The 17,492-nt window shown below is 61.3% G+C and carries 21 protein-coding genes and 1 pseudogene; 13 read left to right on the top strand and 9 right to left on the bottom strand.

Annotation, left to right across the window (positions count from 1 at the left end; genetic code table 11):
• Positions 1-50: 50 nt before the first annotated feature.
• Entirely contained in the window at positions 51-1,379 is a 1,329-nt protein-coding gene (locus ACTJLC_RS21730; RefSeq protein ID WP_083082465.1) for an Nramp family divalent metal transporter, read from the top strand.
• 151 nt (positions 1,380-1,530) lie between these two features.
• Here ACTJLC_RS21730 and flhC read toward each other — a convergent pair whose 3' ends face one another.
• From flhC to ACTJLC_RS21750, 4 genes are all read right to left on the bottom strand, one after another.
• Positions 1,531-2,100 carry a flagellar transcriptional regulator FlhC gene (gene flhC, locus ACTJLC_RS21735; RefSeq protein ID WP_073430148.1) on the bottom strand — a complete coding sequence of 190 codons (570 nt, stop codon included), beginning with the start codon at positions 2,098-2,100 and terminating at the stop codon, positions 1,531-1,533.
• 14 nt (positions 2,101-2,114) lie between these two features.
• A complete protein-coding gene (gene flhD, locus ACTJLC_RS21740; protein ID WP_073430147.1) occupies positions 2,115-2,435 on the bottom strand; it encodes a flagellar transcriptional regulator FlhD in 321 nt (106 codons plus the stop codon).
• Between the two features lie 690 nt (positions 2,436-3,125).
• Positions 3,126-3,662: a GNAT family N-acetyltransferase gene (locus ACTJLC_RS21745; protein ID WP_310129394.1), complete on the bottom strand. Its 537-nt coding sequence runs from the start codon at positions 3,660-3,662 to the stop codon at positions 3,126-3,128.
• 83 nt (positions 3,663-3,745) lie between these two features.
• Positions 3,746-4,603 carry a helix-turn-helix domain-containing protein gene (locus tag ACTJLC_RS21750; RefSeq protein ID WP_440845101.1) on the bottom strand — a complete coding sequence of 286 codons (858 nt, stop codon included), beginning with the start codon at positions 4,601-4,603 and terminating at the stop codon, positions 3,746-3,748.
• Positions 4,604-4,755: 152 nt separating this feature from the next.
• Here ACTJLC_RS21750 and ACTJLC_RS21755 point away from each other — a divergent pair, with 152 nt between their 5' ends.
• The 5 genes from ACTJLC_RS21755 (at position 4,756) to ACTJLC_RS21775 (ending at position 6,960) form a co-directional block, all read left to right on the top strand.
• A complete protein-coding gene (locus tag ACTJLC_RS21755; protein WP_310129389.1) occupies positions 4,756-5,124 on the top strand; it encodes a nuclear transport factor 2 family protein in 369 nt (122 codons plus the stop codon).
• Between the two features lie 28 nt (positions 5,125-5,152).
• On the top strand, positions 5,153-5,503 hold the full coding sequence (locus tag ACTJLC_RS21760) for a hypothetical protein (protein WP_310129387.1): 351 nt from the start codon (positions 5,153-5,155) through the stop codon (positions 5,501-5,503).
• Between the two features lie 78 nt (positions 5,504-5,581).
• Entirely contained in the window at positions 5,582-6,043 is a 462-nt protein-coding gene (locus ACTJLC_RS21765; RefSeq protein ID WP_440845084.1) for an RbsD/FucU family protein, read from the top strand.
• A 148-nt stretch (positions 6,044-6,191) separates the two neighbouring features.
• Positions 6,192-6,623 (top strand): DoxX family protein, encoded by a 432-nt coding sequence (locus tag ACTJLC_RS21770; RefSeq protein WP_073430142.1) that lies wholly within the window; start codon positions 6,192-6,194, stop codon positions 6,621-6,623.
• 64 nt (positions 6,624-6,687) lie between these two features.
• Positions 6,688-6,960 (top strand): hypothetical protein, encoded by a 273-nt coding sequence (locus ACTJLC_RS21775; protein ID WP_073430141.1) that lies wholly within the window; start codon positions 6,688-6,690, stop codon positions 6,958-6,960.
• A gap of 140 nt (positions 6,961-7,100) precedes the next feature.
• Here the strand turns inward: ACTJLC_RS21775 and ACTJLC_RS21780 are convergent, their stop codons facing one another.
• Positions 7,101-8,405 (bottom strand): MFS transporter, encoded by a 1,305-nt coding sequence (locus ACTJLC_RS21780; RefSeq protein ID WP_310129384.1) that lies wholly within the window; start codon positions 8,403-8,405, stop codon positions 7,101-7,103.
• Between the two features lie 402 nt (positions 8,406-8,807).
• Here ACTJLC_RS21780 and ACTJLC_RS21785 point away from each other — a divergent pair.
• Both ACTJLC_RS21785 and ACTJLC_RS21790 read left to right on the top strand, forming a co-directional pair.
• Positions 8,808-9,245, top strand: a pseudogene (locus tag ACTJLC_RS21785) (response regulator transcription factor); the annotation flags it as partial.
• Between the two features lie 694 nt (positions 9,246-9,939).
• Entirely contained in the window at positions 9,940-10,377 is a 438-nt protein-coding gene (locus ACTJLC_RS21790) for a response regulator (RefSeq protein WP_073429813.1), read from the top strand.
• Between the two features lie 956 nt (positions 10,378-11,333).
• Here the strand turns inward: ACTJLC_RS21790 and ACTJLC_RS21795 are convergent.
• Positions 11,334-11,462, bottom strand: coding sequence for a hypothetical protein (locus ACTJLC_RS21795; protein WP_257020638.1), 129 nt, complete (start codon positions 11,460-11,462; stop codon positions 11,334-11,336).
• A 697-nt stretch (positions 11,463-12,159) separates the two neighbouring features.
• Here ACTJLC_RS21795 and ACTJLC_RS21800 point away from each other — a divergent pair.
• The 5 genes from ACTJLC_RS21800 (at position 12,160) to ACTJLC_RS21820 (ending at position 15,573) form a co-directional block, all read left to right on the top strand.
• Positions 12,160-12,585, top strand: coding sequence for a CopG family transcriptional regulator (locus ACTJLC_RS21800; protein ID WP_310129380.1), 426 nt, complete (start codon positions 12,160-12,162; stop codon positions 12,583-12,585).
• A gap of 42 nt (positions 12,586-12,627) precedes the next feature.
• Complete coding sequence (locus ACTJLC_RS21805) at positions 12,628-13,722, top strand: extracellular catalytic domain type 1 short-chain-length polyhydroxyalkanoate depolymerase (protein ID WP_310129378.1); 1,095 nt, start codon at positions 12,628-12,630, stop codon at positions 13,720-13,722.
• Positions 13,723-14,476: 754 nt separating this feature from the next.
• On the top strand, positions 14,477-14,749 hold the full coding sequence (locus ACTJLC_RS21810; RefSeq protein WP_310129376.1) for a hypothetical protein: 273 nt from the start codon (positions 14,477-14,479) through the stop codon (positions 14,747-14,749).
• A gap of 42 nt (positions 14,750-14,791) precedes the next feature.
• A complete protein-coding gene (locus ACTJLC_RS21815; RefSeq protein ID WP_073432238.1) occupies positions 14,792-15,205 on the top strand; it encodes a type II toxin-antitoxin system HicB family antitoxin in 414 nt (137 codons plus the stop codon).
• A gap of 161 nt (positions 15,206-15,366) precedes the next feature.
• Complete coding sequence (locus tag ACTJLC_RS21820) at positions 15,367-15,573, top strand: hypothetical protein (protein WP_073432237.1); 207 nt, start codon at positions 15,367-15,369, stop codon at positions 15,571-15,573.
• A gap of 824 nt (positions 15,574-16,397) precedes the next feature.
• On the opposite strand, the gene ACTJLC_RS21825 is transcribed toward ACTJLC_RS21820, so the two are convergent.
• The 3 genes from ACTJLC_RS21825 to ACTJLC_RS21835 form a co-directional block, all read right to left on the bottom strand.
• Positions 16,398-16,604, bottom strand: a complete 207-nt coding sequence (locus ACTJLC_RS21825; RefSeq protein ID WP_029972085.1) for a hypothetical protein — start codon at positions 16,602-16,604, stop codon at positions 16,398-16,400.
• Between the two features lie 56 nt (positions 16,605-16,660).
• Positions 16,661-16,828, bottom strand: coding sequence for a hypothetical protein (locus tag ACTJLC_RS21830; protein ID WP_167363317.1), 168 nt, complete (start codon positions 16,826-16,828; stop codon positions 16,661-16,663).
• 104 nt (positions 16,829-16,932) lie between these two features.
• Positions 16,933-17,091 (bottom strand): hypothetical protein, encoded by a 159-nt coding sequence (locus tag ACTJLC_RS21835; RefSeq protein WP_440845089.1) that lies wholly within the window; start codon positions 17,089-17,091, stop codon positions 16,933-16,935.
• Positions 17,092-17,492 lie beyond the last annotated feature (401 nt).

Raw genomic sequence — 17,492 nt, forward strand, 5'->3', positions numbered from 1 at the left:
ATCCCCCTTATGACGCGCCGCGGTTTATCCCCCTTCAAGAGATTGCCGACTTGCAGTTCAAACTCCCGACTACCGCAACGGCGCCGTTTTGCCCATCCGAGGTGCAAGGCTCGGTCGCCGTCTCGCAAGGCGCGCCTTTCTGGAAAAAAATCCTGCAATTCGCCGGCCCCGGCCTGCTCATCTCGATCGGCTACATGGACCCGGGCAATTGGGCCACCGATATCGAAGCCGGATCGCGCTACGGCTACAGTCTGCTGTTCGTCGTCATGTTGTCGAGCCTCGCGGCGATGGTGCTGCAATGCCTGAGCATGCGCCTCGGCATCGTCACCGGGCGCGATCTTGCGCAGTTGTCGCGAGCGCGTTATTCGCCGGGCGTGGCGCGCGTTCAATGGCTGCTCGCCGAGGTGTCGATCGTGGCCTGCGATCTGGCCGAAGTGCTCGGCGGCGCGCTCGCCTTCCATCTGCTGTTCAAATGCTCGCTGACCACCGGCGTCTTGCTGACCGCGTTCGATACGCTGATCGTGCTCGGCCTGAAGGGCAAGAACTTCCGCGACCTCGAAGCGATCATGCTCGGCCTGATCGCGACCATCGGCGTGGGGTACGTCATCGAATTGGCGCTGGTGCAGCCGCACTGGCCGTCGGTCGCGCAAGGGTTGATTCCGTCGTGGGAGGCGCTCAGCAGCCGCGAGCCGATGTATCTCGCGATCGGCATTCTCGGCGCGACCGTGATGCCGCATAACCTCTACCTGCATTCGTCGATCGTGCAGACGCGCGCGGTGAAGCGCGACGCCGCGAGCATCGGGTCGGCGATCGGCATGTCGCGCATCGATACGATCGTGTCGCTGGTGCTCGCGCTGCTGATCAACATGGCGATCCTGATTCTCGCCGGGGCGGCGTTTCATGCGACCGGCCACGATCAGGTCACCGAGATCGAAGACGCTTACACACTGCTCGCGCCGATCGTCGGCACCGGTTTGGCGGCGGTGTTGTTCGCCGTCACCTTGCTCGCCTCGGGACAAAGCTCGACCTTCACGGGTACGGTGGCCGGGCAGGTCATCATGGAAGGCTTTCTGAACCTGAAAATTCCGTGCTGGCAACGGCGCTTCATCACGCGGGCGCTCGCCTTGATCCCCGCGCTGATCGGCGTGCAGATGATGGGCAACGGCGCGGTCGGCAAACTGCTGGTCGCAAGCCAGGTGGTGTTGAGCCTGCAATTGCCGTTCGCGCTTTATCCGCTGATCCGCATGACCAGCGACCGTTCGCTGATGGGCGAATTCGCCAACAAGCTGCCGACGCGGCTACTGGCGTGGATGCTGTTCGTGGCGATCAGCGCGGCGAACTTGTGGCTGGTGGTGCAGACGATTGGGCTGGTGGATTGAGGCGGTGCCGGGGCGGCTTGAGGTGGTAGCCGCGGGGGTGCCGGTGGCTGTGGCGGTGGAAGTGACAAAAAAAGTCCGCTCGTAACGGCGGACTTTTTTCTCAGGCTTCGGTTCGAGTCGGGCGGACCAGCCCTTCTCGATTCAGTTCAGCTCAGGCGGCTTGCGCGATCTGCGCTGCATCGAGCGCTTCCTGGCGGGCCGCTGCGGCTTTCTTCGTCTTGCCCGCGCGCGACGGCGGCTGGCACGCGCCGCATACCACGTTGTGTTGCAAATCGTGCTTGTGCGCGACGAACTTGCCGGTGCAACGGCAGCATTTGGTCAACTGCAGAATGTCGGCGTCGAAGAAACGCACCAGCGTCCAGGCGCGCGTCAAATCCAGCACCGGCTCGGTTTCGCTGTGCTTGCAGTGTTCGAGATACAGCCGGTAGCCCTTGGTCAGCGCATCCAGATGCGAGCAACGCGCTTCGTTCTTCAGGAACAGGTACGTGTTGTAGAACAACGATGCGTGGATGTTCGCCAGCCACGTCATATACCAGTCCGCCGAAAACGGCAGCATGCCCTTGGGCGGCGATACGCCCTTGACCTCGCGGTACAGGCGAATCATGCGGTCGCGCGAGAGCGTCAGTTCGCTCTCCAGCACCTGCATGCGTGCGCCGAGTTCGATCAGCGCGATGGCGCGGAATACTTCTTGTGCGTCTTCCGTCAGGCTACGCTTGAGCATCGCAGTCACCTCGATTAAGCGAACTGCTCGGCGGGCTGGCCCGCAAGCAGGATTGCCGCGTGAGTCGGTGCAACTGCTGCGTGCTTCGTGGTTTGCGTCAACGCCGACAACATGGCGTGGTCGTTGAAGCGGAAGAAGCACAAAAGTTGATCGGAAGCGGCCAGCTTGACGACCTGCGCGAGCGACAGCCCGCCAAGCAGATCGGCCAGTTCCGATGACAGTCCCAGCCGGAACATCCCGACTGCTTTGTCCTCGCGCAACATGCGCTGCGCAAGCATGATGTACGACAAGTTGATCTCGCGGATTGAATCCAGCGTCTCGCTGCTACGGTCCATTTTCTCTGTTTCCGAAGCCCCGAATTACCATGCCGGCTTTTTGCCGTTTTCTCTTTTATGCCTCGCCGGAAACGATGACCTCCGGCTACATGTCTTGATACAGATGGCGACTTTTTGATACATCGCGTTACATTTCGTAACAGCTTGGGACGAATTGTATGAAGGGCAAAACAAGAAATCAATCCCTTCTCGAAAAAATATCGCTAAAAAGATACATCAATTTCAGGTAATTTTTTCACGGGCTCGTAATAGAAGCCGTTATGCACATTTTTGGGCTGGGGCGGCCTTCGTCTGGTCCCTGAAAACCCTTATAGAACAGGACTTGTAAGCTTTCGTCTGAGCACACGATAAGTGTGAGGCGATCTCGCCGATTTAAGCGCGCCTGGAAAAGAAAAAGCAGAAGGGCGATCTGCTGAGATGTAATAAATACCGCACGTTTTCGGAGGTGGGGGACAAATCACAGATGTAACAGATCGTCGCGGCCCTGGTTACAAACCAGGCCGAGTTTGTAACTTTTTTCGTAACATCGTGAGCCGGCGGGTCGAACTCGCTCGACTGCGGGGCCGAGAACAGCGGCCGCATCGGCCGTCCATGACGGGCCGTTCGCCCTGGCCTGGATGTCAGCCGTAGCCGGTCTGTTAGGGCAAGAGGAGGTCAGATCACGCGCCGCCGGTTCGAGACAGCGACGGCTCACATGAACCGCGCCATCAAATCGGCGTCGTGAAACACGCCGTCGACATTCAGCGCGTCGACTTCGCATCCGTATTTCCGAAAGCCGAGCGACTCGTACAGCTTGCGCGCCGCCTCGTTGCGGCTGCCGACCATGAGTTGGACTTGCCGCAAACCTTCTATTCGCGCCGCACGCGCCAGCAACTCGTCGAGTAACGCGCGCCCAACGCCACGCCCAGCGGCTTCCGGCGCGACGTACATGCCGACCACGGCGGCTTTGTGCCGCTCCTTGTCGCGCGGGTTGCGCCGCATTCCGACGACGCCGACGAGCGGTGCGCCGGCCGATGCGTAAGCGCCCAGCAGAAAATCACCGTCGGCCGCGCGCGAACCTTCCAACATGGCGTCGTGTTGCGCCGCGCCTCTTGCCAGCGCGTCCGCGTAGCTTTGGCCGAATGATTCCGGATGCGCCTTCAGTCCGCGCAGGCGAAGTTCAAAGTAGGCGTCGCGGTCGGCCAGTCCGAGTTGGCGTATCAGCACGGCGTGATTGTTCAAGTGCATCTCCGTTAACGGTTGTTCGAATCGGGCGGTCGTGACCGGACGCATTGCCCGGTCTCGGCGGTGGTTCCCGGATCAAACCACGACTAAGGCGCCGCCTGGGCGCGCTGGCTTTCGGCAAACTCGCGCAACGCCGCCGCGGTTTGCTGGTCGGCTGGAAAAAACGCTTCGATCGCAAGCTCCGATAGCGTCACGTCCACCGGCGTACCGAATACGGTGGTGGTGCTGAAAAACGACAGCAGCCCAAGCGGCGTGCGTAGCCGCAGCGGCACGGCAATCTGATTGATGGCCGGGTCGGGGTCGATCGCCTCCGCACCAGGCGGCGCGGGATAACCCGCCAACTCGTCGCGCAACGCGCTCAGCGTGTCGTCGCCGCTTACGTCGATCTGACGTTGCAGCCGGGCCAGCACGTGCTCCCGCCAGGCATGCCAGTTGACGATGGAAGCCGCGATCCCCTCCAGATGCAAGCTCAGGCGCAGCGCATTGACCGGTGGCTCCAGCAGCTCCGCGCTTGCGCCCGCCACCAGAGGCGCGAGCGCGCTGTTGGCGGCAAGGATGGTCCAGTGACGGTCGATGGCGAGCGCCGGATACGGCTCGTGCCCCTTGAGCAACAGTTCGACGGCCTCACGCGCGGCGGCCAACTGGGGATCGGTGAGCGGACGCTCACGGAACAACGGCGCATAACCCGCCGCGATCAGCAGCGCATTGCGTGCACGCAGCGGCACGTCGAGCCGTTCCGCCAGATGCATGACCATCTCCCGGCTCGGCACCGCGCGGCCTGATTCGACGAAGCTCAAATGCCGCGTCGAAATATCGGCCTCGGCCGCGAGCAGCAACTGGCTCATTCGTCGCCGCTGCCGCCATTCGCGCAGCAGATCGCCGACCGTGCGGCTGGCCGTCGGCGGATTCGACGGGGCGGTTTGCGCAAGAGAGAGCGTATTCATGCCAACGATGATAGCCAAACCGCGCTGGCAATCCATTACCTCGCACGTAATCGACGCGCCGCGCGCGAGCCGCCAATCTTCACTTTGAGCCCGCCGCATACAACGTGTTTGCCGAGCGTAGTGCTCAGTCGCTACCCATGAAGGAGTCGGAGATGAATGCGCATACCGATCTGATCGACCGTTATTTCGACGCATGGAATGAAACCGATGGCGCGCGCCGTCGCGCGTTGATCGCCGCGACGTGGGCCGCGGATGCCGACTATCGTGATCCGCTGCTGGCGGGCGCGGGCCACGACGGCATCGACGCGATGATCCGCGCGGTGCATGAACGCTTCCCGCATCACACGTTTCGCCGCACGACCGAGGTCGACGGCTTCGCGAACCGGCTGCGTTTTTCTTGGGAACTGACCACGCCCGCGGGCGAGGCGATCGTCAAGGGTTCCGATTTCGGCGTGGTCGATGCGCATGGTCGCCTGCAGGCGGTCACCGGTTTCCTCGATCAGGTGCCGGCCGCCGCCTGACCGGCGTCATCTTTTCACGGAGACGATCATGCTTGAGCCCGCTGCCGCCACGGCCGTCCGAACCGTCGTCGCGTTCGCGCGCCTGTCGTGCGCCGTCGACGCGTTGTGCAGCGCCATCGCCGGTTTCGCCTTGCTCGCCGGCACACGCGCGTTCGCGTTCACCGCCTTGCTCGCATGGCGCGAGCCGGTTCTCGGCGGCGTGGGCCTCGTGCTGCTGGCGCTGGTCGGCTGGCTGCGGTGGCGGTGCGGCGTCTCGCGCGGCTTTGCGCGGATGGACGCAAAGTTGCTTGCTACAATCGATCGCCCGAATGCAATCCGCGGCGCTGTTCCGTTCTCGTCGAGCGCCGGTCGTATCGGCGAGACCCGAACGCGGGCGTGAAGCGCTCGCTTTGCGCAAAGAATCGACTGTTGTTTAAAACCGGGCGGCCAGCCGCCAATCGAACTACAAGGAGACACCGTGCTGAAGAATCTCGACCCGCTGCTGAATGCCGATGTGCTGCATGCGCTGCGCTCGATGGGCCATGGCGACGAACTGGTGATTTGCGACGCGAACTTTCCGGGCGATTCGGTCGCCCGCGAGAGTGTGCTCGGCAACCTGCTTCGCCTCGACGGCGTGAGCGCGCCGCGCGCGATTCGCGCGGTGCTGTCGGTGATGCCCCTGGATACGTTCATCGAACATCCCGCCTCGCGGATGGAAGTGGTCGGCGAGCCGCAGACGATTCCGGCGGTGCAGCGCGAGGCGCAGACCGAGGTCAATGCCGCGGAAGGGCGCGAGGTGCCGTTTGCGTCGACTGAACGGTTCGCTTTTTACGAGCGGGCGCGCAAAGCCTATTGCGTGATCGCCACGGGCGAGGAGCGCGGTTATGGTTGCTTCGTGTTCACCAAGGGCGTGCTGCTTGCGCCGGATGCGCCTCGGTAATCGCCTGCGCTCCAATACAGCGGGCGCCGCGCCGCTCGGCCCCGCTCGAGCTTGGAAAAGGCGGGTAATGCACATATCCTCAGGTGCAAGGCGGGGAACTGCGGCAACCTGACCGGGTCTGCTGCTTATTCATTTATAGGAGCTTCTCATGGCGCGTCCCGTCGATTCCGGCGTTATCCTCATCGCACGTATCGCCCTTGCCGTGCTGTTTCTGTGGGGCGGTGTGATGAAACTGCTGGGCTATGCGGGCTTCGTCGGCTACCTGCATTCGAAGGGCGTGCCGTTCGTGCAGATCGCCGCGCCGATCGCGACCGTGGTCGAGGCGCTCGGCGGCCTCTTGCTGATCGTCGGCTTCAAGGTGCGTCCGCTTGCCGTGATCATGGCCGTCTATACCGTGGCGACGGCGGTGTTGGGCCACGATTTCTGGAACGTCACCGATCCGGCCTTGCAGCGCGACATGGTGATCCATTTTTGGAAGAACATCGGAATCGCCGGCGGCTTCCTGCTGCTGTTCGTGACCGGCGCGGGCCGTATCAGCATCGACGGCGCACGTGCGCCGCGCGGCGGGCTGGGGCTCTGATACGGGAGCCCGGGCGGCGGGCGCCCGCCGCCATCGATTCTGGCTGCAACCAAGGGAGCAAACAATGATTCAGAGTTTCGAGCAAACCATTGGCGGCAAGGTGATGCAGTTGTGCGCGAGCCTCGGCGAAGGGCCCACGCCTCATCGGGTCATCATCAGCCTGGCTGATTCGGCGAAAACACTCGTCGTGCTGGATGCGTCCGGCCTCATCGGCACGCTCAAGGCCGAGATCGAGGAGCCCGACAAGCTGATCGCCGATGCGATCACGAAGGCGCAAAGCGAAGGGCTGATCGAACGCGCGATCGATACCGGCACGATTCAGGAAGCGTCGCTGTAAGCCGCGGCGCGGCGCAGCGGTTCTTTGGCCGCGCCGTAGTGTTGCCGCAGCCTTGCCATTGAAAAACGACCCCCGCGATGCGCGCGCATCGCGGGGGTCGTTTTTTTCACGGGTCAAGTCGCGTCGACCGCCAGCCCCGCTCAGCGAGCTTGCGGCGCTGCGTCCTTGATAAACAGCGTGGTCAGTGCGCCGAGAATGCAGATCGCTCCCACATACAGCGGCGCGGCCATCGGATTGGACTTCATCATCAGCGAGACGGCGATCGGCGTGAGGCCGCCGAACACCGCATAGGCGACGTTATACGAGAACGAGATGCCCGAAAACCGCACGACGGGCGGGAACGCCTTGACCATCACGAACGGGATCGCGCCGATCACGCCGACAAACAGGCCGGCCGCGGCGTAGAGCGGCACCAGCGCAGACGTATCGACGGCGAGTTGCTGGAACATCACGTAGTACGTGACCGCCAGCGCGAGTCCGCCGATGAAGATCGTTCGACCGGCGCCGATGCGGCCGGCGATCGAGCCCGCCATCACGCAGCCGATCGTCAGGCACAGCGTCGCCACGCAATTCGCCAGCAGCGCGGTGGCCGGCGCGACATGAAACTGCTTTTGCAGCAGCGTCGGCGTCATCAGAATCACCACGACGATCGCGGCCGACAGCATCCACGTGAGCAGCATCGAAACGATCACGGCGCGGCCGTGGTCGCGCAGCACGGCCTTGAGCGGCACTTCGGCGGCGATCGCCTTGCGCTGCTTGAGTTCGGCGAAGACCGGCGTTTCATGCAGCCAGCGGCGCAGGTAGACGGAGAACATGCCGAACACGCCGCCCACGAGGAACGGCAGGCGCCACGCATACGCGGAGATCTCCGCCGGCGCGAAGTTGCGGTTGACCGCCGAGGCGATCAAGGAGCCCAGCAGGATGCCGGCCGTGAGACCGGCCGTCAGCGTGCCGCATGCATAGCCGATATGCCGCTGCGGCACGTGCTCGGAGACGAACACCCAGGCGCCCGGCACTTCGCCGCCTACCGCCGCGCCTTGCATCACGCGGAACAGCAGCAGCAGCACCGGCGCCAGCACGCCGATGCTCGCGTAGGTCGGCAGGAGGCCCATCATCAGCGTGGGCACCGACATCAGCAGCACGCTCAGCGTGAACATGCGCTTGCGGCCGAACAGGTCGCCGAAGTGCGCCATGATGATGCCGCCGAGCGGCCGCGCCAGATAGCCCGCCGCGAAGATCCCGAAGGTTTGCACCTGGCGCAGCCACTCCGGCATCGCGGCCGGGAAGAATAGCTGACCGATCGCCGGCGCGAAAAACACGAAGATGATGAAGTCGTAGAACTCGAGCGCTCCGCCGAGGGCGGCGAGGCCGAGCGTTTTGTAATCGCTGCGCCCAAGAGGGCGTGGGGTGACAGCCTGCGCTCCACCCAGATTTGTCGCTCGCATTGCTATGTCGTTGTCTTGAATGGTGAGCCACACGTGGCGCGTGGAAATACGGCGGTCGTCGGGCGAGAAGTGTGGTAGGCGCTGGGTAGAGCACGGGACACCGGCGCGCCGGCCCGGATAGGGGGCGCGATGACGACTTTGGCCAGGCGGGGATTTTACAGGATGAAAGTCGCTCGCCTCGGGAAGTGCTTAATTCGATTGAGAAAAGTTCCACGGGGACGGGCGTTTTCGCCACCGGGTTCCGGCTCTGCGCGCTGGGAAACGTCGCGGCAGCTTGTAGGAGTTGCGGGATGGAGTTGTCGGGCGGCGTCGATAGATATGTAAATTAGGATTGTTCCTATGGGATGGAACGGGCCTGCCTCTGAGAATCGCGTCCGAGCTATCAGTTAAGAGTCATCCCCCATGCGCATTGCCATTCTTCAGCGTGACCCGGTCATGCGTCAGTCCATCGAAACAGTTCTTCTCAGCGCGGGCCATACGTGCATGGCCTACGACGACGGCCTTGCCATGTCGAAAGCGCTCGCCCGTTCCACCGTGGATCTGCTGGTGCTGGACTGGCACGGCACGCGCCTGTCCGGTGCGGAGGTGCTGAGGTCGGTGCGGGCGGTCGGCGGCGACCGGTTGCCGGTCATCTTCGCCTCGCGGGAGACGTCGGAGGAAAGCATGGTGCGAGCCCTCTCCGGCGGCGCGGACGATTACGTCGCGTTGCCGCTGCGCCCAGCCGAGTTCCGGGAGCGCGTCGGAGCGCTGCTGCGGCGCGCGTATCCCGATCGCTCCAGCTTGGCGAGTTTCGACGTGGGGCCGTACCATTTCGACATTTCCCGTCGCCCGCAAAGCCTTACCCAGCAAGAGCTGTTTAATATTTGTTCAAAATTCGTTCAAAACTCCCGGTTCCGATTCGCTGCAACTGGATACCCGGGCATTTTGGTAAGACCCTTGGCGCATTGCGACCGACCTGGTGACGTAGACTGCGAGGCACGGACTCAACCGGCGCGACACCGAACACGGATGACCGATTCGAGCAACCTTGATGACCAAGCCTGCGCTGAACTGCTCTGCTACCTGGTGGTGGGGCAGCTGGTCGCGCGAGCGCGCACAAGCGGTTGGATGCGAACCGATCATGTTGTGGAGTTGCTGAGCATCTGGCTAAATGGCAACGGAGCCCGAGCCGACTGGACGGACCGCGTTCACCTCGGCGCCCTATCGGAAAAGGTGGCACTGGGTTTTGCCGAGTTCCCCATGTTTGCAGATTCGTATTTTCTCGCGCAGCTGTTCACCGATGGGTGGCGGTTAGACTACCGCTCACCAAGCGTTCGCAAGATTTATGCAGCCTGCGAAGACGAGTGGCACCGAGCTAGGCCTATTTAGTCGCAGCCGCACTGCCTCAACAAACCCCACAAAGAGCGACCGGATGGACGCCATTCGAGGTTCAGGGGGAGATTCTGTTCTGACTCTCGGGATTTCAAAGAACTGAAGCGACGTTCGGGGCGGCATAGCGGTTGCTGAAAAAAGGGAGCCTCACTGGGCTCTCGCTATGTCTATCATCCTGATTGTTGACGATGATCCCGATTCGCTGTGGCTTCTCCAGGTTGCCTTGGAGGGACGGGGCCATCACGTTGTGCTCGCAGGCGATGGGCAATCGGCGCTGGAGATGGCAGGTCATTGCCTTCCTGATGTAATTGTCACCGACTGGAACATGCCGCGCATGGACGGGGACGTCTTATGTGAGCGGCTGAAGTGTTATCCGGCACTGGCCTTGATTCCGATCGTCATGACATCGGCACGGTCGCCGCCGTTGGATAGAACAGGACTATGGAACTTTTTTCTCCGCAAGCCCGTAGACATCGAAACGCTGGCTGCGACCGTCGATTCTCTCGTGACCAAGCGCTTGGGAAATAACTCGATTCGGTCGCATTGCGGGGCCGCGCCGCTATGCAGGTGGCCTGCGGAAGCTCTCAAGTACTGGGCCTAGCACCGCCGCGCTTGAGGCCGCGCGAGCCGACGATTTCTGGCGTCACTCGAACGTGGCTAAACCTTGGGAACGGTCATTTACCACGCTTGACCCGAAGGGCCGAGATGGGTCGCGTGCCGCCGGCCGCCCGAGGTCCCGAGGCGGGCGACGTATGTCAATTGCATGAGGCGGGGATCGGCCATCTGCGGTCGTTCGCTCGCACGTTGATTTGGACATCCCAGCGGCGGTTTCGCGCAGAGAGTGGCCCTTGGAGCGAAGTGCGGCTCGAAGAAATGACCGGGAACCCCGGCATGGTAAATTCCGGCCACTTCGTCCATTCGGGGATGAATAACGCCAACATCTCCCGGCCTGGGTGTTGAGCGCTGCAACTGCGGTGAGTTGGATGGCGAGCGTTCGCGCCATTTCGCCGATTACCCCTTGCAGATCGATACGTGACGTTTACCGTTAACACAACGCGATAGTTGTTGTAAGGGGCTTTCGCCGGATTGGCGTTACAGGCCGGGAGCGATTGCGCTGGCCGGCGGTCTATCTGGAACTGGCACCTCCGCGTTTCTCCCTGGGCGCGCCGGCAGAATCGCCAACAACATCAGACATACCGAATGAGCCTCCAAGTAACTACCTTTCCATCATGACGAGGCATGCTATTGCCTTCGACAATAGGGGTTTTAGTTGAAGGCATGTCGATTGATCTCCAGACACCGCTTTCCGGACATTTCCCCCCCGTTTTTGCAGTGATCCCAATAGGTTTTTTACTCATTAGTGTTCCTTGGTACGTGGTCGAATGAACCAACTACATGGAAGCGACTCCGCGTTGTTGCTCGACATCCATCATTGCGGAAACAACACAACCTGGTTATGGAAATGACCGTTGTATCCTGAACGCCACCGAGTAGGTCGCGTCTCATCCAGAGTCTGCACAGGGTCGATCTGCGGCCCTTCCCGCCCGTTCGTGTTTCTCAGCCACCATCGCGCTCATCAGCAACGCCCGGGGCAATGATCTGAAGTGCCAGGCGGCGCTGCTCTGCTTCTGCACCGGGAAATACCTCGCTCACCAGGCTGAGAAGATCGGTTGCGTTTTGTGACATGGTTTGCTCCCCCTGTTCGTGTTAGCCGCCGAATCCGGCTGGGCCGGGTTCCCGTCACGCGATCAGCCTTGAGCATTCCGTCGGCCAACACTACAGCGCGAAATAATGTTCCCTGCGGAAAGCCGCAGGGTATTGCTGCATAGAACCTCGCACACGGCACGGCTCTGCTCTGTGCGCGGCTGCACACTTGGGCTCTTTTAAACGAAGAAATTGATTTTCACGGCCGGAGGCATTCCGGCTGGCTACCGCCCGAATCCCGTTGTTGCCCTGACTCGCGGCTGGTCGTGCAAACCGCGGTTTTCACGACCAGCATGCTGCAGACCATTAGAACGCGTCGTGGTGCCCAACACCTTCGCGTTGCCGCCCCCCGGGCAGCGCGCGCTCGAACTTCTATGTCTCTAAGCGAACGGGAAGAATCAGCTCCTATCATACGAGACGTCCATCGCGACCGGCTCAGTTCGTTCACCGGCCATGAGCACGGCCGCCGTACCAGGCAAGTCAATGAAGACGCCAGTCTTGACTGGCGGCTTTCCGAGGTGAGACTGCCCTTGCGTCGTTGGCGGTACTGGTAGCAGCGCGGCACCTTGACGACCGTAAGCGAATTGCCACAAAGCCTGGCGCCAGTCACAAAATTGATGTTGCGCTGCAGCGAAAATCAGCCTATAACCATCCTATTGGATGGTCGTAGGATGGAAATATGGAAAAAACCGCCGCACGCAGCACGAGTCGTCCGAAAGGCGGCGAATCGGAAAAGATCACGATCAACCTCGGTCCCGTCGACCTTGGCCAAATCGATCTGCTCGTGGAAGAAGGCTTCTATTCGAATCGGACTGACCTGATCCGAACCGCTATTCGCAATCAACTTGCGCTTCACGCACAGGTCGTCCAGGAAACGGTGACGCGCCGTGCGCTTGTACTCGGGCTGCAGCATTTTTCGCGGCAGGATCTCGAGGCGGTTCGCGCCGCCCATCAGCGTCTCACCATTCAGGTGCTGGGACTGGCCAGCATTGCTGGCGACGTCACCCCGGAACTCGCGCTCGCGACCATCGAAAGCGTCGTGGTGCTGGGAGCCTTTCACGCATCGGCTGCTGTCAAGGCGGCGCTCGCTGACAGAATCCGCTAGCTGCGCGACGCCCGATACCCAACCTGCTAACGGACAAATACGATGAAACTCGATGAAGGTTTTCTGAACTCGATGCGCGCAGCAATGAGGTTGCTGCGCACCCGCGGCCCCGCCGAAGCTACAGAAGCGATACAGCGTACCCTGCGAGGGGAGACCGATGGCGTAGTCAACAGAACGACGTCCTGGGACGCAACGCCGGAAGCCGCCACCGTTCTATTCGAGGCGCCGACCATACGGGAAGCCGAAACGCTCGACGCGCGAGAAGCCCGCATTGACGTCGAGGACCGGGGACATTTCAGCACCCATGCGCATTCGAATGCCGCGGGTCGCCGCCAATATCGACTGTATGTGCCCGCAGGGGGCCACGGCGAGCCGCTGCCATTAATCGTGATGCTGCACGGTTGCACACAGAACGCCGACGATTTCGCAGCCGGTACGCAGATGAACGCACTGGCTGAGCGGCATCGATTTCTTGTCGCATATCCGGAGCAGTCGCAGCAGGCCAATCCGTCGAAGTGCTGGAACTGGTTCAAACCAGACGATCAGCGTTGCGAACGCGGTGAGCCGTCATTGATCGCAGGCATAACACGCGAAATTGTCGCAGCCTATAACGTCGATCCCGCGCGCGTGTACGTTGCGGGCCTGTCCGCCGGTGGCGCAATGGCGGCGATCATGATCAGCTCGTATCCCGAACTCTATGCGGCGGCGGGTGTGCATTCTGGCATTCCGGCAGGATGCGCACACGATCTTCCCTCTGCGCTCGCGGCGATGAAGGGCGGCAGGCGTCCCAGACAGGCACGGTACGATACCGCTTCATTACCGAAACGGCCCGTCATCGTCTTTCATGGCGACGCGGACGCCACCGTTCACATACGGAATGCCGCGCAGCTTGTTCAGGGCTTCGACGCACGACCGCATGAAGGCCGCGAACAGCCCCGGACCCATGAGGGCCGACGTGCCTGTACCGTCTCCCGGCTGGTTTCCGCGGACGGTGTCGATGCCGAACTGTGGACTATTCACGGGGCACCGCACGCGTGGGCAGGCGGCAATCCGCGGGGCAGCTTCACCGACCCCACCGGTCCGGACGCGAGTGCCGAAATGCTGCGATTCTTTCTTGAGCATCCGCAGAGGCGATAACGCGGTCTGCGTGATGGCCCCGTCTGTGATTGCTACCGCTCGGAATGCCGGGCAAGCCTGTTCGTGAAAGGGTAACGTTGCAGCCTGATCGATGACTCACTGCGGGACGCAGGTCAGCATGTGGGCGATGTCCCGCCTGGGCGCCCGTTCGCAGTTCACGTTGAGACATTCAGGTCGGTCCCCTGAACGTCAGCAACGGGTCGGGTCGGGAAGTTCGAAGTTCGACCACGTCCACCGCCGTTCGGACTGACGGCGTTCTTCGGGGTTCGTCGATTAACGGCCCTTCAAAAATCCGGCGACGTGGCATTTGACCCGCGCAGTTACGCGGCTGTGACAGATACAGGCGAAGACCTGCATAACCAACAGGACGCGACAGCCCCCTTTTTCGCGCGGACGCTGCCTTTAACGCGATACGCTCTGCAATCGGCTGGGTGATGCAGGCTCAGGGCATGAAGCAGGAATCCGTCAAGCTCGCGCCGGCACTCGGACGCCGGGTACTGTGGTACCCGACATTGCGTAGGTGATAGCGATGCGCGGCTCGCGTGCAAGCACGGAAACGATGCCCTGCATGAGCAGGTCGTCCCGGCGATGCCGGCACGACGCAAGCTTTCCCTTTCACCACGTCAAGATTTAGTTTGCTTTTCGACGGCCTTGAGCGCATGGTGAAATGATCCAGATGTACCTGACCGCCCTTTTTCACATCCGGACAGGTATCCGTTCATGACGGTCAGTATCGCTTAAGGAGCGTGCCATCATGACCATCCCCACTATCGAATACAGAGGGTACGAGCTACGTGCATACTCTCACCAGGTATTCCCCCTGCATCGTGATCCGTATGCCAAAGGACCAAGGCAGTTCTCATCGTTCGTACGGATCGACACCATTCCGTCCTGCGAAGTCAAGGCTCGGCGCTATGCAACGTTGTTCGACGCGGTAAGTCCCGCCACCGTGGGCGCCGCCATCGACCTCGCGATGCAATACGGCAAAGACATCGTCGATGGCAAGGTTGAGGCGAGCGAACTATGACATACCGAATGCGAGTCAGCCCGCAACTGAGGGGAGCAGGTCATGCAATATCCGCTTTATGTGCACCGTGATGGAGTTGCCGGCTTTCGCGCCAGTTTTCCCGATCTTCCCCGAGCAGTTGCGCGCGGCCATTCGTTCGATGAACTGAAACGCAACGCGCAAGAGGTTGTCGAACTGATGTATGACCGCAGCGAGCAACTCATACCCGCTCCCACCTGCAGTACATCGGAATTGCAATCGCTCGACATGGACGATGGGCAAGGGATCTGGATGTTCATCGAGATCAATCTGACGCGGGTTACCTCGAAAGCCGTGAGCGTTCAATTCAGTCTGCCCGAGAGTCTGCTGCAGAGAGTAGATGCTGCAACAAAAGAGCGACACTCGACGCGCTCTACGTTCTTTACGCTGGCTGCTGTACACGAACTTGGAAACCGGGGCGAAGGGCAATTGTCCTAGACGCCGGTTTTCCGGTGGGTGTTCGCGGACGGCTTACATCGCGCGCCACGACCGCGTCAGCATCAAAAACCGACCTTACGATGTGTCGCGTCGTCCCGGTTATCGGGGGCGACGCCAACCGCCCGTTGGCGAATCAGTTTTTTCCATAGCAGGAGTGCATCATGATTGATGACCAGGTAAATGCCGAAGAACTGGCAGAAAGCAGGAAACAGAGAGAGGCCGCGGCGAATGCGACGGATGATGGCATGCCGGTGGCCCCCGAAGATGAAAAGCGGGTCGTCGACGGGACTCAATACAGAGGGCCGAAGCAATGGGTCAGGCACGCAAGGAAATTGCTGGGTGCTGGAAGCGGCTTTATGCGACCTTGAACGTCGGCGACTCGTTAGGAAGATATTGTTCCGCCGTGAGCGGCGGAAGTGGAAGAACCGGCGAAGCGTCGGTTTTTTTGCAGTGGCGCGGCATCGTCCCGGTAGGAGGACCATAACGGGGGCTCTGACGTCAGATCTGCTGGCGCAGGGATGACAAGAACGGGTACGGTGCCATACCGCGATCCAGGCGAGGCAGCATGGATTTCGATATGAAGCCGCGCGCGTGAAGCGATCAATGGCTCGTGTGACAAGTTCGGGTCGCCCCACACCCTGTACGGTAGCGCGCAGACATGTCTGCCCGGCCGATACAGAGCTGATCCGTGACACCGAATCACCTTTGCAAGGATCCTGATGGCGCGCTACCAATTCGAAGGAGACCTGACGCATCTCGAACGGATCATTCCGTTACTTGTGCACGGAAATCCCCTCGCGCCAGCGTACTGGCGGCGTCGCGTTTCGTCGCTATCGCCGCAGCAGAGTCTGCTTCCCGACGGAACCAGGCGCGTAACCCGACTGCTTAACGTATTCGATGAAGTCGAGCGCGCATTGATATCAGGCAAGGCCACCGCCCGACGGCCACCAGGGTGAACCGTGACGAGTTTACGTCTCGGTCACAGGGTCTTCAAATCCGGCAACAGGCGCTCGGCTTCCCGCTTCATCACGGTGCAGCACGCAAACATGCCTGAGGTAGCGGGAGGCTGCGGTGACGCCTCTCAAGACTGCGTAGACGGGTGGGTCCAATGGTGCCGGAGTGGCGGGAATGGGGCCTGCTCACGATGGCGGGCGAAGAGAATTTCCGCCTGCATCGCATCGACGAGGCCCTATCACTCCTTTCCCCCACCGTTGATCCCGCTTCCACTTCGCCATACCTGCTTTCCCCGCTCGGAGAGCTCGCCGCAACTATGCTCCGCGTCGGCCTCCGTCCCTTCTATCGCCATTTCGCCGCCGGCCTGTTCCTGTGCCTTTTGCTTCTGCCTGTGCCGCGCTGCCACGGCTTCATCGTGCGACCTGCCTGCGTAATTCATGGTCATTTCGCCAACTCCTCCAAAAAGTAGTCTTTGCAACCTGCCAATCTGCCCAGCGCGTGTCATTTCTGGAGCGACAATCCCAATTGCTTGCGTAGCCTGTCCAATACATGGTGTTCACCCATCCAACGGATCTCCCGCTTGCGCAGAAGGCTGCGCCTGTACCGCTGCAGCGACACGCCGAACATCAGCGCCAGCCCGACCGCGATTCCCCACATTGCGTACGTCATATCATCCTTTTCAATCTGTTCTCGCTTTACATCAGGCGACAGACCGCACGATAGAGAAATAGCGCGCGCGCGCCCCAGCGTTTCCAAAAATCATGTTGAATCACTCAGTGCTTATGGCGCAGCCAGTCCTTGACCGGATGCGCGTCTAGCCAACGGGTCACCGGCTCGTCCTTGTGTTCTCGCCTGTATCGTGCCGCTGCGAATATCGCGACGCATAGCAGCACCACGATCCCCACTACAAAACTGATCATTGACTGGGTCATGGCAACCCCCTTTGAGGTCAAACGCACGCTTATATTTTAGGTGACCAGAGAAATAGCAGGAGCCATCTTCATTCAACGCTCCTTGTTTCGCGCGAACCTCGCAGCTGTATAGTGCGATTCAGGCTTTCTCGACTGTCGCCGTCAGGCGAACATCGCCCACATCTCTTGTGGCGGCCGCCCGCGCGAGATCCACGTCAGAAACAATCTGGAGACGGTGGCGAGCCGGCACATGCCCGGGCGCTGCACCATCCGGGCCAGCGCGGATCTTCGGTACGAGTCTTATTGCAGGCGGGACGTTGGCCAACTACGGCGTCGAATCCATGCTCGCTTCGCAATCCCGCCGGAACGATGGCACGAACGACCGCTGCGCCTCGGACGCTGCCGTTGAGCTGGCGCCTGGA

Origin of the sequence: Paraburkholderia sp. 22099 (assembly GCF_052045835.1) — a bacterium.
In the GTDB taxonomy this organism is placed as follows: domain Bacteria; phylum Pseudomonadota; class Gammaproteobacteria; order Burkholderiales; family Burkholderiaceae; genus Paraburkholderia; species Paraburkholderia terricola.

What these genes read in the sequence shown, in the direction of transcription:
- ACTJLC_RS21835 (WP_440845089.1), bottom strand. Translation starts at nt 17,091, where the DNA reads ATGACCCAGTCAATGATCAGTTTTGTAGTGGGGATCGTGGTGCTGCTA.
- ACTJLC_RS21820 (WP_073432237.1), top strand. Translation starts at nt 15,367, where the DNA reads ATGATTGATGACCAGGTAAATGCCGAAGAACTGGCAGAAAGCAGGAAA.
- ACTJLC_RS21795 (WP_257020638.1), bottom strand. Translation starts at nt 11,462, where the DNA reads ATGTCACAAAACGCAACCGATCTTCTCAGCCTGGTGAGCGAGGTATTT.
- ACTJLC_RS21745 (WP_310129394.1), bottom strand. Translation starts at nt 3,662, where the DNA reads ATGCACTTGAACAATCACGCCGTGCTGATACGCCAACTCGGACTGGCC.
- ACTJLC_RS21805 (WP_310129378.1), top strand. Translation starts at nt 12,628, where the DNA reads ATGAAACTCGATGAAGGTTTTCTGAACTCGATGCGCGCAGCAATGAGG.
- ACTJLC_RS21830 (WP_167363317.1), bottom strand. Translation starts at nt 16,828, where the DNA reads ATGACGTACGCAATGTGGGGAATCGCGGTCGGGCTGGCGCTGATGTTC.
- ACTJLC_RS21790 (WP_073429813.1), top strand. Translation starts at nt 9,940, where the DNA reads ATGTCTATCATCCTGATTGTTGACGATGATCCCGATTCGCTGTGGCTT.
- ACTJLC_RS21810 (WP_310129376.1), top strand. Translation starts at nt 14,477, where the DNA reads ATGACCATCCCCACTATCGAATACAGAGGGTACGAGCTACGTGCATAC.
- ACTJLC_RS21800 (WP_310129380.1), top strand. Translation starts at nt 12,160, where the DNA reads ATGGAAAAAACCGCCGCACGCAGCACGAGTCGTCCGAAAGGCGGCGAA.
- ACTJLC_RS21815 (WP_073432238.1), top strand. Translation starts at nt 14,792, where the DNA reads ATGCAATATCCGCTTTATGTGCACCGTGATGGAGTTGCCGGCTTTCGC.
- ACTJLC_RS21825 (WP_029972085.1), bottom strand. Translation starts at nt 16,604, where the DNA reads ATGACCATGAATTACGCAGGCAGGTCGCACGATGAAGCCGTGGCAGCG.
- ACTJLC_RS21775 (WP_073430141.1), top strand. Translation starts at nt 6,688, where the DNA reads ATGATTCAGAGTTTCGAGCAAACCATTGGCGGCAAGGTGATGCAGTTG.
- ACTJLC_RS21780 (WP_310129384.1), bottom strand. Translation starts at nt 8,405, where the DNA reads ATGCGAGCGACAAATCTGGGTGGAGCGCAGGCTGTCACCCCACGCCCT.
- ACTJLC_RS21750 (WP_440845101.1), bottom strand. Translation starts at nt 4,603, where the DNA reads ATGAATACGCTCTCTCTTGCGCAAACCGCCCCGTCGAATCCGCCGACG.
- flhD (WP_073430147.1), bottom strand. Translation starts at nt 2,435, where the DNA reads ATGGACCGTAGCAGCGAGACGCTGGATTCAATCCGCGAGATCAACTTG.
- ACTJLC_RS21760 (WP_310129387.1), top strand. Translation starts at nt 5,153, where the DNA reads ATGCTTGAGCCCGCTGCCGCCACGGCCGTCCGAACCGTCGTCGCGTTC.
- flhC (WP_073430148.1), bottom strand. Translation starts at nt 2,100, where the DNA reads ATGCTCAAGCGTAGCCTGACGGAAGACGCACAAGAAGTATTCCGCGCC.
- ACTJLC_RS21755 (WP_310129389.1), top strand. Translation starts at nt 4,756, where the DNA reads ATGAATGCGCATACCGATCTGATCGACCGTTATTTCGACGCATGGAAT.
- ACTJLC_RS21770 (WP_073430142.1), top strand. Translation starts at nt 6,192, where the DNA reads ATGGCGCGTCCCGTCGATTCCGGCGTTATCCTCATCGCACGTATCGCC.